Source organism: Pseudomonas sp. PDM26, from assembly GCF_019219185.1.
Taxonomy (GTDB): Bacteria; Pseudomonadota; Gammaproteobacteria; order Pseudomonadales; family Pseudomonadaceae; genus Aquipseudomonas.
On sequence record NZ_JAHUWC010000012.1, the window covers coordinates 74,290 to 89,117 of the forward strand.

13 protein-coding genes are annotated in these 14,828 nt (G+C 57.8%); 2 read left to right on the forward strand and 11 right to left on the reverse strand.

All coding sequences use genetic code 11. The features are described 5' to 3' along the window. Positions 1-4: 4 nt before the first annotated feature. Positions 5-2,794, forward strand: coding sequence for an RHS repeat-associated core domain-containing protein (locus tag KW849_RS22355; RefSeq protein WP_218431302.1), 2,790 nt, complete (start codon positions 5-7; stop codon positions 2,792-2,794). A 46-nt stretch (positions 2,795-2,840) separates the two neighbouring features. Here the strand turns inward: KW849_RS22355 and KW849_RS22360 are convergent, their stop codons facing one another. From KW849_RS22360 to puuE, 8 genes are all read right to left on the reverse strand, one after another. Next, positions 2,841-3,626 (reverse strand): outer membrane protein OmpK, encoded by a 786-nt coding sequence (locus KW849_RS22360; RefSeq protein ID WP_218431303.1) that lies wholly within the window; start codon positions 3,624-3,626, stop codon positions 2,841-2,843. Between the two features lie 375 nt (positions 3,627-4,001). Next, complete coding sequence (locus KW849_RS22365; RefSeq protein WP_218431304.1) at positions 4,002-4,787, reverse strand: outer membrane protein OmpK; 786 nt, start codon at positions 4,785-4,787, stop codon at positions 4,002-4,004. Positions 4,788-4,940: 153 nt separating this feature from the next. Further along, the gene (locus KW849_RS22370) at positions 4,941-6,299 is read right to left on the reverse strand and encodes a nucleobase:cation symporter-2 family protein (protein WP_218431305.1); all 1,359 of its coding nucleotides are present in this window, start codon (positions 6,297-6,299) and stop codon (positions 4,941-4,943) included. Between the two features lie 214 nt (positions 6,300-6,513). Beyond that, on the reverse strand, positions 6,514-7,815 hold the full coding sequence (locus KW849_RS22375; protein ID WP_218431306.1) for a urate hydroxylase PuuD: 1,302 nt from the start codon (positions 7,813-7,815) through the stop codon (positions 6,514-6,516). 50 nt (positions 7,816-7,865) lie between these two features. Beyond that, positions 7,866-8,369 carry an ureidoglycolate lyase gene (locus KW849_RS22380; protein WP_218431307.1) on the reverse strand — a complete coding sequence of 168 codons (504 nt, stop codon included), beginning with the start codon at positions 8,367-8,369 and terminating at the stop codon, positions 7,866-7,868. A 140-nt stretch (positions 8,370-8,509) separates the two neighbouring features. Further along, positions 8,510-9,505: an allantoicase gene (gene alc / locus KW849_RS22385; RefSeq protein WP_007988149.1), complete on the reverse strand. Its 996-nt coding sequence runs from the start codon at positions 9,503-9,505 to the stop codon at positions 8,510-8,512. A gap of 87 nt (positions 9,506-9,592) precedes the next feature. Next, positions 9,593-10,108: a 2-oxo-4-hydroxy-4-carboxy-5-ureidoimidazoline decarboxylase gene (gene uraD, locus KW849_RS22390; protein WP_218431308.1), complete on the reverse strand. Its 516-nt coding sequence runs from the start codon at positions 10,106-10,108 to the stop codon at positions 9,593-9,595. Continuing rightward, entirely contained in the window at positions 10,105-11,031 is a 927-nt protein-coding gene (gene puuE / locus KW849_RS22395; RefSeq protein ID WP_007988146.1) for an allantoinase PuuE, read from the reverse strand. Before puuE ends, uraD begins: the two co-directional genes overlap by 4 nt. 434 nt (positions 11,032-11,465) lie before the next feature. On the opposite strand from puuE, the gene uraH reads away from it, so the two are divergent. Beyond that, entirely contained in the window at positions 11,466-11,819 is a 354-nt protein-coding gene (gene uraH / locus KW849_RS22400; protein WP_007988144.1) for a hydroxyisourate hydrolase, read from the forward strand. Between the two features lie 209 nt (positions 11,820-12,028). On the opposite strand, the gene KW849_RS22405 is transcribed toward uraH, so the two are convergent. The 3 genes from KW849_RS22405 to KW849_RS22415 all read right to left on the reverse strand — a co-directional run bounded on the left by KW849_RS22405 (position 12,029) and on the right by KW849_RS22415 (position 14,789). Next, on the reverse strand, positions 12,029-12,655 hold the full coding sequence (locus KW849_RS22405; RefSeq protein ID WP_218431309.1) for a LysE family translocator: 627 nt from the start codon (positions 12,653-12,655) through the stop codon (positions 12,029-12,031). Positions 12,656-12,727: 72 nt separating this feature from the next. Next, a complete protein-coding gene (locus KW849_RS22410; RefSeq protein WP_015096117.1) occupies positions 12,728-14,077 on the reverse strand; it encodes an NCS2 family permease in 1,350 nt (449 codons plus the stop codon). Between the two features lie 268 nt (positions 14,078-14,345). After that, complete coding sequence (locus KW849_RS22415) at positions 14,346-14,789, reverse strand: MarR family winged helix-turn-helix transcriptional regulator (RefSeq protein ID WP_218431310.1); 444 nt, start codon at positions 14,787-14,789, stop codon at positions 14,346-14,348. Between the last annotated feature and the right edge of the window lie 39 nt (positions 14,790-14,828).

The window sequence follows — 14,828 nt, forward strand, 5'->3', positions numbered from 1 at the left end:
GAAGATGGCGGCTGCGCAATGGATTGATGCTCACACACCGACCTTGTCGGTGGCAGATTCGCGCGGTTTGGCTGTGCGAAATGTCGCCTATTGCCGTCATCCGCTGAACCCGTCCATTGAGACTCGTATCACCCGCAATCACTTTGACGCTGGCGGACGGTTGATGGCTTCCTGGGATCCACGATTGCGGGGCACCGCGCCAAAGCCGAACCTCGCCACGACGCACAATCTACTAAGTCAGCCTCTGCTGGTGGACAGCGTCGATGCCGGTTGGCAACTGGGTTTGCTGGATCAGGCCGGTATGGTGCGCTCATTCTGGGACGGTCGCGGGAGTCAGCGGCACACTGAATACGATGAGCTGCAGCGTCCGACGATCGTGACGGAGCAGATAAAGGATGACTCGCCGCGCGTCTCCGAGCGTTTTGCTTACGCGGGGGGCGGTGATGAGTTTGCGGTGCATAACCAGTGTGGCCAACTGATCCGCCATGACCATCCGGCGGGCAGGCGCAGCCTTTGCGAATATGGTGTGGGTGGTTTGCTTCTGGCGGAAGAAACCCGTTTCTTGCTTGATCTGGCTCCGCCGGACTGGTCGTCCGAATTTGCCGATGCACGCTTGGAGGACGAGGTATTCAGGACTGCTCAGCAGTATGGGCCTTCAGGGGAAATGCTCCGCCAGACCGACGCCAGGGATAACCTTAGAGCATTCGCTTACAACCAGGCCGGTGAGTTGCAGGAAACCCGACTGAGGTGGGCTCGCGCATCCGGCTCTCCTCAAGTGCTGGTGGGTGACATTCGTTACGACGCCCTTGGCAAGGTTGAACGTGAACGGGCCGCTAATGGCGTCGTAACCACTGCCCGGTATGCGGCTGAAGATGGGCGACTGGCCGGATTGCTGTCTTGCGATGCCCGAGGCACGCCGCTTCAGCAGTTCGAATATGCCTACGACCCGTTCGGCAATATCTCAAGCGTCGAGGACAAGGTGGCGTTGATACGGTATTTCAATCAACAGCGTATCGAACCGATCAACCGCTATCGTTATGACAGCCTGTATCAACTGATTGAAGCCACTGGCCGGGAAGTGAACCAACCAGGTTATGGTCCCGCATTACCTGCCTGGCAAACCACACCGCTGGACCCCAATCAGTTGCGCAATTACACCCAATCCTTCAATTACGACGCCGCCGGGAATCTGCAAACCCGCCACCACAGCGGCGTGGAAACCTTCGAGATGTTTACCTCGACCGACAGCAATCGCAGCGTTGCGCAGGAAGGCAATCTGGCGGATGGCTTCGATGCCAATGGTAATCAGCTGGAACTGTTGCGTGGCCAGAATATGAGTTGGGACATTCGCAATCAGTTGAGTCGAGTCACGATGGTCAGTCGCGAAGATGGCCCTGATGATACCGAATGCTATTTCTACGACAGTCCCGGGCATCGACTGAGAAAAGTCCGACTCTCCGAGACGGCTAGTCGCACGCTGCATGCGGAAGTTCGTTACTTGCCGGGGTTGGAGATCCATCGGGATACGGCTACCGGCGAAGAGCGGCATGTGTTGAGTGTCGAGGCGGGGCTTAGCCATGTGCGCGCCTTGCACTGGGTTGAGAAGCTGCCCAAGGATGTACGCAACGACCAACTGCGTTATTGCCTGAATGACCATTTGAATTCGTGCACGCTGGAACTGGATGAGCTGGGAGCGTTGTTGAGTCGGGAGATTTATTACCCGTTTGGCGGAACAGCGGTGTGGGCTGGTACCAGCGAAATCGAGGCTGAATACAAGACGATTCGTTATTCGGGCAAAGAGCGGGATGCGACGGGGTTTTATTATTATGGCTATCGCTATTACGCACCTTGGTTGCAGCGGTGGGTGAGTGCGGATCCTGCAGGTGAAGTGGATGGTCTCAATCAGTTTCTAATGCTGTTCAATAACCCAGTCAATTGGCTAGACGCACAAGGCCAAAATGCATTGCCTGCGATCGCTCACTTTTTTTGGGGCGGCAAGGATATCCATCCCGTTTATCTCAGCAATGTGCTGATCTTTAAAATGCATAATCCGGATTATTTAATGAATGTATGGACGGACAGGCCATCCCACATCCTGAATACACTGTCTGCAATGGAGAGCGGCGATGATTCGGCGCATCGTGCGCTGGCACGTCGATATGGGCAAGAGTTGCAGATAAACAAACCCGATGGGCTGTTTCAGGACCTCACAAAGATATTGCCTGGCGCCTCTAAAGTAGAGTCAATGTTTCATCGTGAACTGAATGGTTCTTACCGAAACCTGGCTGCTGCGAGTGATATTTTGAGAATGGCCGCTACATATGTATATGGCGGCTTATACATGGATGTTGATGTTGCCGTTCGCTCTGCTGTCCACTCTTTGGAGGCACCTAAAGGCTTTCTGGCCCACGTCATGGGTTGGTTGGTCGGAAATTCGGTAATAGCGGCAACGCCTCAATCTTCACTCGGACTCGATTTTTTGGAAAACATGATTGCCAACTACGAAAAATACGATGAAGAAAGCTGGGCTAAAAAAAGAAATCACCCATTCTGGCGTCGCGAAGATACGCTTTATTGGACGGGCCCGGGCTTGATAAAAGAGTCTGTTCTCGATTTGAAGTTGAGCATTCCAGTGGGAATGTTTTCACACCGAGTACCCTCAGAACTGGAAAGTGGAGTGATTGACAGCGAGGGGGGGATCCCCAATCTATTCAATAGAGGCATTTATCCCGGAATCGCTGTTACCGGGGATTGGCCAAAAATAAAGCCTGGCCGCAGATCCTCGATTGCATAGCGAGTCCCAACCTGCCTTATCCGACAGATTGGGACACTGCATTCCGTCAGAAATGAACCTTGACCAGGAAACTGGTCACACTCTGATCAGTCTTGAAGCCCTGGCTGTCTTCAATACCGTACTTGTTTTTCCAGTAGTCGTACTCGACACCGACGTACAGCTGCTTGGCACCCAGGTTCAACGCCTTGCCCAGGTCATATTTGACTTGCGGATTGAAGTGCAGGTTGGCGTGGTATTCGCCTTTGTCGTTGACGTCGTTGTCGACGACCCAGTCCATGAAACCGTCGATCAGCACATCCGAGCCACCCACCGGAATGGTGTAGGACCAGACCGGCGAGACCTGCCAGATGTTGTCGCCCGGGCGGTCGCCTTCGGTGTGACGGTTGTAGAAGTTCAACTGGAAGTAATCGAAGCCCGGAATGGCCAGGTCGAAACCAGGACCGATCAGGTACGACTCGGTATCGTCTTCACCGAACTCGTAGGTCATGGCCAGCAGCACGTCCTTGATCGGGCCGAACTCGAACTTCTGGTCGAAGATCTTGTTGAACGACAGGCGCGGGCTGAGCTCGCCGTAATGGCTGTTCTCGCCCGCGAAATGGTCTTCCTTGCCGTTGTAGAAGATCTTGTCGATGAAGAAGAAGTTGTCGCCGTACTTCCAGCCATCGGCGTGTTCGAAGGTCACCGTCTGCTGAATGCGCGGGTTGACCTGGAAGTCCTTGCCATAGAGGTAGCTCAGGCTGTTGTTCTGCCATTGCAGCAAGTCGCCGGCCATGGCCTGACCCCCCGCCAGCAATGATCCCGCCAGCATCAGGCTAGTGCACGTACGTTTCATTCGGTTGCTCCCAAAAAGTAGGTGGTTCCACGTTATTTTTTTAAGTCAGCGCTCTGGTGTGGCGCCTGTTTCTGTAGCGCTAAAAATCATCCATTCGGTCAGCTTTAGTGCTGTTAGCAAGAGCTGAGCCAAGGCTTTCAAAAAGCCAAAAAACTCCCGTTCGGCGGCTCAAGAGCGGTCGATTGAGAGGGGTTTTGGAGTGCCTTGGTGCCTGCCAGAGCCGGGATAAGTTGGCTTTATGGTCAGGTTTTATATCCGGGCTTTTTTTTAAACCGGATTCGGGCGGCCGCGGAGAATACTGACTCCTCGGCCAGGTCTCAAGTGCTCCGCAACGGCGCACCAACGACAGGTTTGGGGCACGGTTGCGGGGCAGCATCAGAAATGCACCTTCACCAGCAGGCTGGTGGTGTTTTCATTGGTGTCGAAGCTGGAATTGTTTTCGATGCCGTACTTGTCTTTCCAGTAGCTGTATTCGACGCCGACGTACACCTGTTTCTCCCGCCAGCTCAGGGCCTTGCCCAGGTCGTACTTGATCTGCGGGTTGAAGTGCAGGTTGGCGTGATAAGTGCCATGGGAGTTCTGGTCGTTGTCCACGACCCAGTCCATGTAGCCGTCGATCAGCAGGTTCGAGTTGCCCAGTGGCAGGGTGTAGGACCAGGCCGGTGTGATCTGCCAGACATCGTCGCCGGGACGCGAGCCTTCGGTCTGACGGTAATAGAAGTTCAAGGTGAAAAAATTGAAGCCCGGTACCGCGAGATCGAAACCGGGGCCGATCAGGTAGGCCTCGGTGTCGTCTTCGCCGTTCTCGTAGGTCATCGCCAGCAGAACGTCCTTGATCGGGCCGAATTCGAAACGGCGGTCGAGGATCTTGCCGAAGGAGAGGCGCGGGCTGAACTCGCCGTAGTAGGCGTGAGCACCTTTGTTGCGGTCTTTTTCGCCGTTGTAGTAAGTGCTGTCGATGAACATGAAGTTGTCGCCGTACTTCCAGCGGTCGGCGTGTTCGAAGGTAATCGTCTGCTGGATCGACGGGTTGACCACGAAGTCCTTGCCGTACAGGTAGCTCAGGCTGTTGGTCTGCCACAGCAGTAAATCGCCGGCCATGGCCTGACTCGCGGCCAGCAGGCTGCCGCTCAACAACAAGTTGGTTAGTGTCCGAATCATCTGTTGCTCCCTCTTGTTTTTATTTTTGAGGCGCATGTAGGAGCGAGCTTGCTCGCGATGGGCGTTAACGATTACGCGTGTTATCTGGATTAACGCGGTGTGTTTACGTCCATCGCGAGCAAGCTCGCTCCTACAGGGTTCGTGTTTTCGGTATTAATGCGGGTGAGCCTGACAGTCGTTGATGGCCGCGCGTTCGGCGCCACCCAGAATGTTGAACAACAGGTTCAGCGTCAGCGCGCTGAGGGTGGCCATGGCGATGCCGCTGTGGGTGATCGGGCTCATCCACACAGGCAGGTGGGCAAAAAACTCCGGGCGTACGACCGGGATCAGACCCATGCCGATGCTCACCGCCACCAGCAACTGGTTGCGACGGTCACCGATGTCGGCTTCCTGCAGGATCTTGATCCCGGTAGCGGCGACCATGCCGAACATCGCAATCGCTGCGCCACCCAGTACTGCCGGAGGAATCGAAGCCACCAGGAACGCGGCTTTGGGCAGCAGGCTCAGGACAATCAGCAACCCGCCGGCAACGATGGTCACCGAGCGGCAACGCACGCCGGTCATCTGCACCAGGCCAATGTTCTGGGCGAAGGAGGAGTGGGTGAAGGTGTTGAAGAACCCGGCGAAGAACGAAGCGCCGGCATCGCACAGCAGGCCGCGACGCAGCATCCGTGGGCAGACTTCCTGGCCGGTGATCTTGCCCAGCGCGAGAAACATCCCGGTGGACTCGACGAAAATGATCACCACCACCAGGCACATCGACAGGATCGGCGCGAGTTCGAATTTCGGCATGCCGAAATGCAGTGGAGTGACGAATTGCAGCCAGGGTGCCTGAGCCATGCCACTGAGGTCGACCATGCCGAGCAGGCCGCAGAGCACGTATCCCAGGCACATGCCGATCAGCACGGAAATATTGACCCAGAAACCACGCATGAAGCGGTGCACCAGCAAAATGGTGCCCAGTACCAGGGCGGCGATGGTCAGGTAGATCGGCGAACCGAATTGAGCGGCGCCAGTACCGCCGCCCGCCCAGTTGACGGCCACGGGGAACAGCGACAAACCGATCGAGGTGATGACCGTGCCGGTCACCAGCGGCGGGAAGAAGCGCACGACCTTGGACATGAACGGCGCGATGAGCATGCCGAAAAAGCCGGCGGCGATGGTCGCGCCGAAGATCCCTTGCAGGCCGATGCCAGGCATGCCGGCCATGGCGACCATGCTGCCGACGGCAGCGAAACTGGCGCCCATCATCACCGGCATGCGAATGCCCATGGGGCCGATGCCGAGGGACTGGACGATGGTGGCAATACCCGCCACCAGCAGGTCGGCGTTGATCAGGAAGGCGATTTCTTCACGACTCAGGCCAGCGGCCTGTCCGATGATCAGCGGTACCGCGATGGCACCACCGTACATCAGCAGAACATGTTGCAAACCGACCAGGATCAGTTGCAAGAAGGGCAAACGCTGAATGGCGGGTGCGTCGGGGATGCGCGCTGTGGATAGCTCGGACATGCAACACCTCGGATCTTTTTATTCTTTTGATTTACAGCTGCAGTGCTGCCGGCAGCTGTATTCGAATCAGGTGGATTTGTGGCGAGGGAGCTTGCTCCCGCTGGGGCGCGAAGCGGCCCCGCTCTTTACCTTAAGAGCAGGGGACTGCTGCACAGTCCAGCGGGAGCAAGCTCCCTCGCCACAAAAGCCCGTTAGACACAGGCTTTTGTGTTGCTTAGTTGGTCTGGGCTCCCTGCACAATCCAGGCACCGATCAGGTCACGTTCCTGCTGGGTCATCTGCGTGATGTTGCCCAGTGGCATGATCTGGCTGGTGACGGCTTGCGCCTGAATCCGCGGTGCGTTCTGGCGGATCTGCTCGGGAGTGTCCAGCATCACACCGGCCGGGGCCGCGCTGAACAACGGGCTGGTTGGCTTGGCCGAGTGGCAGACCGCGCAACGCTCCTGAATCACGCTGTGCACCTTGTCGAAACCCGGGCCGGCATTGGATGCCTGAGCCGGAGCGGCTGGCGCTTCTGCAGGTTTGGCTTCAGCAGGTTTCAATCCACCGCCCACTGCGGTTTCCGGCAGCGGCTGGTATTCGATTGCAGCTGGTGCCTTGGCCACTTCAGGGGCACTGGACATCGGCTTCGGACCGGTCACATAAGCCAGGCAGATCATGCCCACCGCTGCCACCGGCAGGGTCCAGGCAAACTTGTGGCTGTCGTGACGGGTGTTGAAGTAGTGACGCACCAACACCGCCAGTACCGCGATCCCGGCCAGGATCAACCAGTTGTACTGGCTGCCGTAGGTGCTCGGGAAGTGGTTGCTGATCATGATGAACAGCACTGGCAAGGTGAAGTAGTTGTTGTGACGCGAACGCAGCAGGCCTTTGGCTGGCAGCGCCGGATCCGGCGTGCGGTTCTCGGCGATCGCTGCGACCAGTGCGCGTTGCGCCGGCATGATGATGCGGAACACGTTGCCGACCATGATGGTGCCGATGATCGCGCCGACGTGCAGGTACGCACCCCGACCGCTGAACACTTTGCTGAAGCCGTAGGCCGCGCCGATGATCAGGACGAACAGGATTGCGCCTAGCAGGGCAGGGCGTTTGCCCAGGGCCGAGTCGCACAGGAAGGAGTAGATGAACCAGCCAATGAACAGCGAGCCGAGACCGATGGCCACGCCTTCAGGACCGCTCAGGGTGCTGCCCGGAGCCAGCAGGTAGAGCGTCGGGTTGGAGTAGAACACCACGCACAGCAGTGCGACCCCCGACAGCCAGGTGAAGTAGGCTTCCCATTTGAACCAGTGCAGGTTGTCCGGCATGGTCGGTGGGGCCAGTTTGTATTTTTCCAGGTGGTAGATACCGCCACCGTGGATTGCCCACAAATCACCGGCCAGCCCGTTTTTCGGATTGACCCGATTGAGGTTGTTTTCCAGCCAGACGAAATAGAACGACGCACCGATCCAGGCCACGCCAGTAATCATGTGAACCCAGCGCACGCTAAGGTTCAGCCATTCCAACAGATGTGCTTCCACAGTCTTTACCTCTCGCCTGTCACTCTGTTGTCGAGTGATCAGGCCTTCTCTTATTGGTGGGGGGCGAGGATCAAACGCTCATCCTCTTTGAAAAAATGCTCATCGCAGTTATTGCCTGTGCCACTGCGATCAACCACCAGGAAGTCATCCCGCTTTTCGATCGTCAGCACCGGGTGGTGCCAGACGCCGCGATGGTAATTAATGCCCTGCCTGCCGTTGGTGACGAAGGCGCGGACCAAGCCTGATACAGGTTCATCGCCAACTGGCGCGACCACGATCAGAAAGGGGTTACCGAGCAGCGGAATGAAAGCCTGGCTGCCCAGCGGGTGACGCTCCAGCATGCAGACGGTCAGCGGCATGTCCTGCGCGTCGGCGCGGAAGATGCTGATGATCGCCTTGTCCTCTGGCGTAGCGGTTTGCACCGTCGCCAGTTTATGGAAGCGCATGGTCGAACCGTTGTTGATCATGAAGTGATCGCTGCCGTCGGTTTCGATCACGTCACCGAAAGGGGCGAAGGCTTCTTTGGTCAGCGGTTCAATCGTCAGTGTGCGCATGCTGGTCTTCTTTTCTTCAAATGTATGTTCGGTTTACCGCATTCCCTGTAGGAGCTGGCGAAGCCTGCGATCTTTTGACTTTGCTTTTTAAGATCAAGATCAAAAGATCGCAGCCTGCGGCAGCTCCTACGGGCTCAGCATTACTTCGCGACCTTGCCCAGTACGCGCAGGCGGCTCACGCCCCCATCCGGGAACACGTTCAGGCGGATGTGGGTGATCGGGCCCAGTGCCTTTATCTGCTCGGCGAAGGTGTGTTCGGCGTGCATTTCCAGCTTCTGGCTTGGCAGCAGTTCGCGCCAGAACAGCGACTGGGTTTCGATCTGGCTGTCGGTACCGCCCTTCACGAAGGCGCCCTGGATCGAGCAGCTGTCCGGGTAGTTGCCCTTGAAGTGCAGGGTGTCGACGATGACTTTCTCGACTTCACCGGCATGGCCCAGCGCGACGATCACCCAGTCATTGCCCGGGGTACGGCGACGCGCGGTTTCCCAGCCGTCGCCCATGTTGATGCCACGGCCCGGGTTGAGGATGTTGCTCATGCGACCGAAGTGTTCGTCGGAGCAGGCGAGGGCACGGCCACCGTTGAGGGCTGCGGCCAGGTCGACCTGCTCGTTGTCGCCGATCGCCGACCAGTCGCGGAACGGCACACCGTACACGCGCAGACGGGCCACGCCGCCATCCGGGTAGATGTTGAAGCGCAGGTGGCTGAACGCCTGGTCGTTGTTGATTTCGTGATAGTGGTGGCTGTTGCCCTGCAGCTCGACGGCGGACAGCACTTCAGTCCACTGGGTGTTTTCATCAGGCTCGCCCGAGGCCAGGAAGCAGGCTTCCAGGGAAGCCGAAGGCGGGAAGTTGCCGGTGAAGAATGAAGTGTCGATGTCGACGCCCTTGATCGAACCCGGCACACCCAGGCGGATCACTGCGCTGTCGAAGCCTTCGAAGCGCTTGCGGCGCGACTCCCAGCCGTCCATCCACTTGCCGTTGTCATCGAACACGCCCTCCTTCCATACGGCCGGGGTCGGTTGGAACAGACGGTTGGCGTCTGCGAACCAGTCATCGGTGACCGAGATGATTTTGGTACCCAGGCGGGCATCGGCCAGGTTGACGAACTTCTCGAAAGGTACGGCGTAAGCTTTCATTCTTCTTGTCTGCCTTTAAATAAGTGGCTTGGGATGCTTGCAAGGCCCTGGGCGTTTTTTGCGTTCATCAACGTCGGGCCAGGCTTGCTATAGGGTCAGTAATCGGAACAGGGCGATCTTGTTGATCTCCGCCAGCGCGCACTTGAACTCGGTGTCGACCGGGTTGTGGATGCGCGTTTCGAACGCTGCGAGGATCTGATGCCGGTTGCTGCCTTTTACCGCCATGATGAAGGGAAACTTGAACTTGGCTTTATAGGCGTCGTTCAGCTCGGTGAAGCGAGAAAACTCTTCGGCCGTGCATTGGTGAATACCGGCGCCAGCCTGTTCATGGGTGCTGGCTTCGGTCAAATGGCCCTGGACAGCGGCTTTGCCGGCCAGGTCAGGGTGAGCGTTGATCAGGGCCAGTTGGCTTTGGTGATCGGCGCGGAGCAGGATGTCGCTCATGCGCTGGTGCAGGGTTTCAATCTCGTTGATCGAGGCATCCTGGCCCAGGTCGAAGGCTTTCTCGGCCACCCATGGCGAATGTTCGTAGATGTCGGCGAAAGTGGCGACGAAGGCGTCGCGGCTCAGGCTCGAAGGTTTGACGGTTTGAAAGGTGCTCATTTGGCAGCCCCTTGGTACGGGTGGGTTTCTTGCCAGTGGCGCGCAATGTCGACGCGACGGCTGAACCACACCTGTTCATGACTTTTAGCGTATTCGATAAAGCGCTTGAGTGAAGCCAGGCGCGCCGGACGGCCGATCAGGCGGCAGTGCAGGCCGATCGAGAGCATTTTCGGGGCCTCGGCGCCTTCGGCGTAGAGCACGTCGAACGCGTCCTTGAGGTATTCGAAGAAGTCGTCGCCCTTGTTGAAACCCTGGACCTGGGTGAAGCGCATGTCGTTGGTGTCCAGGGTGTACGGGATCACCAGGTGCGGCTTGCCGGTCGGGTTGTTCGGTTCCCAGTAGGGCAGGTCGTCATCGTAGGTGTCGCAGTCGTAGAGGAAACCACCTTCTTCCATCACCAGGCGACGGGTGTTCGGGCCGGTGCGGCCGGTGTACCAGCCCAGCGGGCGTTCACCGGTGATTTCGGTGAGGATGCGGATCGCTTCGAGCATGTGCTCGCGTTCCTGGGCTTCGTCCATGTACTGGTAGTCGATCCAGCGATAACCGTGGCTGCAGATCTCGTGGCCGGCATCGACCATGGCGCGGATCACGTCCGGGTGACGCTGGGCGGCCATGGCCACGGCGAAGATGGTCAGCGGAATGTCGAATTCCTTGAACAACTTCAGGATCCGCCACACGCCGGCACGGCTGCCATACTCGTAGAGGGATTCCATGCTCATGTTGCGCGCGCCTTGCAGCGGCTGGGCAGAAACCATTTCCGAGAGGAACGCCTCGGATTCTTTGTCGCCGTGCAGGATGTTGCGCTCGCCGCCTTCTTCGTAATTGAGTACGAACGACAGGGCAATACGGGCATTGCCCGGCCAGTGTGGGTGCGGAGGGTTACTGCCGTAACCGACCAGGTCGCGTGGGTAGTCAGCGCTCACTGCAGGCTTCCTTCTTGTTCGATGATGACGGTTGGTGTGACGCAGCTGAAAACTGGATGGCAGGCTGGCGTCACAGCGATGGGCTGATTGTATACAACTTCATATTCACTTTGTAAGCCTGAATTTTCGCATTTTTCACCGACTGTCATCTTTTACTGCTATTGGCGTGAGCCTGCAAGAAATCTGCCTCATTGGTCAGTAATTTGATGAAGGGGTCATAGGCTGTGCGGTTCGGCGGGAAATCGACAGTAAATAGGCAGATGGTGAGGGTAAAGCGAAAAATGTCGTTTTTATTGTGTACAATATTTTTGAAAAGTGTCTTAATTAGTCGCTCGCCGCAGCTTTTCGTGCTCCGAATCGGTGCGGTCTCCTTTTCAACTGACTTCGGGAGGCGCGAAGTCTGACTGCTCCACGCAGGCAGGCGCGCAGAATCAATGGGACGTTTGACTACACACGTTTTGGACGCAGCACACGGTTGCCCGGGCAGCTCGATCAAGGTCGAGTTGTACCGCGTTGAAGGATCGCAGCTGGAATTGGTCGCCAGCGCGATAACCAACAGCGATGGTCGTGTCGATGCACCGCTGCTGCAAGGCGATGACTACCGCACCGGGGTCTATCAGGTTCAGTTTCATGCCGGCGATTACTACCGCGCCCGTGGCGTCAAGCTGCCGGAACCTGCTTTTCTGGATGTGGTGGTGCTGCGTTTTGGCATCTCCGCCGAGCAGGATCACTACCATGTGCCGTTGTTGATTTCGCCTTACAGCTATTCCACGTACCGCGGCAGCTGATCCCCCAGGCAGCAGCTGCACCCTGGAAGCGATTGCGCACATAGCTTCTTTGGTCTTTCGCCCGCTCACACTGCGGGCTTTTTTTCGTCTTCTGTAGGAGCAGCCGGTCGACGCTCGATTGCTCGCGATGGAGGTGCAGACAGCGCGATAATTCATACTGCACGCGTTATCGTTGACGTCCATCGCGAGCAAGCTCGCTCCTACAACTGTTAACGGCTCAGCAGGGAAGCAGCACCCGCACCACTGAACAACCCGGCACTGATCCGGTTGAACCAGCTCTGCCCCTTGCCGCTGCGCAGATACCGCGCCGCACCATGGGCACCGAGCCCGTAGGCCAATTTGCACAGCAGATCGAGCACCGTCCAGGTCGCAATCATCACTAGCAACTGCGGCAGGAACGGCTGTTCGGCACTCAGGAACTGCGGCAGGAATGCGGCGAAGAACAGAATGTCCTTCGGGTTGCTCGCGCCCAACATGAACGCACGCCCGAACAGTGCACGAAAGCGTGGCACCGGCGCGGCTTTTGGCACTTGCGCGCCGTGGGAAGGCTGGCGCGATTGCTGCCAGCTCTGCCAAGCGAGGTAGAACAGGTACAGTGCGCCGACGATTTTCAGTGCGCTGAACAGCTGTTCCGACGCCAGCAGCAGGGCGCCCAGACCCAAAGCCGAGGCACTCAGCAGGCAGATCGAGGCAATCACGCCACCGAGAAACGCCGGGTAAGAACGGCGCAGGCCGTAGTTCAGGCTGTTGCTGATCATCAACAACGACAATGGCCCCGGGATCAGGATCACTACCAGCGCAGCGCCGCTGAACAGCAGCCAGGTTTCCAGACTCATCACTTTCCTCCATTTGCACAAAAGCCCCACCCGACGGGGTGAGGCTGTTTTGAAGCGGGTCCCGCGTAAGGTTTACAGGAAGATGAACTTGGCGATGAAGATCGCGCAGAGCACCCACAGGCTCACGGAAATTTCCTTGTACTTGCCGGTACCGGCCTTCAACGCCACGTAGGTGATGAAACCCAGCGCGATGCCGTCGGCGACCGAGAAGGTCAACGGCATCATGATCGCAGTGACGATCGCCGGAATGCTGTCGGTCGCTTCGTCCCATTCGATGTGGGCCATGCCGCCCATCATCAGCATTGCCACATAAATCAGTGCGCCAGCGGTGGCATAGGCGGGAATCATGCCGGCCAATGGTGCGAAAAACATTGCGGCTATAAATAGCACACCAACGGTGACTGCGGTAAGACCAGTCCGACCACCAGCGGCCACGCCGGCAGCACTTTCCACATAGCTTGTGACCGGCGGAACACCGACCACTGCACCGAATACGCTGGACGCACTGTCGGCTTTCATCGCGCGGGAGAGGTTTTCGATCTTGCCATCAGCGCCCACCAGGTTGGCGCGCTGGGCAACGCCCATCAGTGTGCCGGCGGTGTCGAACATGTGCACGAAGAGGAACGCCAGGACCACGCTGATCATGCTGACGTTGAACACGCCGGCGACGTTCATGGCCATCCAGGTCGGAGCCAGGCTAGGCGGGGCCGACATGATGCCCTCGTAATGCACGAGCCCAAGGCCCCAGCCGGCGAGGGTCACGGTGATGATGCTGATGAGGATCGCGCCGAACACCTTGTGGTAGCTGAGGATGGCGATCATCAGGAAGCACACGGCGGCGAGCAGCGGGCCGGGTTCGCGCAGGGAACCGAGCTTGATCAGGGTGGCCGGGCTATCGACGACGATACCCGCGGTTTTCAAACCGATCAGCCCCAGGAACAAGCCAACACCAGCGCCCATGGCGAAGCGCAGGCTGACCGGGATGCTGTTGAGCAGCCATTCGCGGATCCGCGAAAAGGTCAGGATCATGAACAACACACCGGACACAAACACCGCGCCGAGGGCGGTTTCCCAGTTGTAGCCCATGGTGCCGACCACGGTGTAAGTGAAGAACGCGTTCAGGCCCATGCCCGGCGCCAGGCCGACCGGCCAGTTGGCGTAGAGGCCCATCAACAGGCAACCGAGTGCGGCAGCGATGCAGGTGGCGACGAACGCGGCACCGTGATCGATCCCGGCGTCGGCCATGATGTTGGGGTTAACGAAAATGATGTAAGCCATGGTGATGAAGGTTGTCAGACCGGCAATCAGCTCGGTCTTCACCGTGGTGCCGTGCAAGCTGAGTTTGAACAGACGCTCCAGCAAGCCATTGCGTAATGGCGGCGAGAGATCCAGCGTCGATGCTTCGGATTTGCGGCTTTCCACAGCGAATACTCCTCAAGAGTTTTATTGTTATTTCCAGGGCCGGATCCGAGAGGGGTGGCAGCGGCCCTTTGAGGTACTTGCGAATTTGTTGACTTGCTGGTCAGGAACTCGCACGAAGTGGATTATGCTTTTGTATACAAAGAATGCAAATAATGTTTTTGGTTTTGTTTACGATTTTTTTGGAGAAGGGGATATATCGTCTGTTCGGACGCCATCGAAAGCCGGCTTGCGCGTCCGACCGTAGGAGCTCCTACGGCAGAAACGCCGGTCAGATTTTTTGTTGGTTCTCCCCCAACGCCAGATTCACCGCCAGCCACCCATTCACCGCCGTCTCCCCAGCCTCGGCAAAAACCCGCTCCAGCAATTTCACCTGCTCACGCCGCAATGCTTGCTCAAACCGCGCGCCTTCTGCCGTCAACTCCAGCAGACGCTTGCGCTTGTCAGTCTCGGACGCGACGCTGTCGACCAGGTGCATCTCCAACAATTGCCGCAACGGCATGTTCAGCGCCTGCTTGCTCACGCCGAGCAACGCCAACAGCTCCTTGACGCTCAGGTTCGGATAGCGGGCGATGAAAAACACGATGCGCTGATGCACCCGACTCAGGCCGCGACGTTCGAGCATTTCATCGGCCTTGGCAGTGAAGGCCTGGTAGCCAAAGAAAAACGCTTCCATGGCTTGCTGCTGGGAAAGCGGGTTTTTAAGGTCAAGCATGTTGACGTATCCGTTCGAGAAGGCGTAATTTCGGTCAAC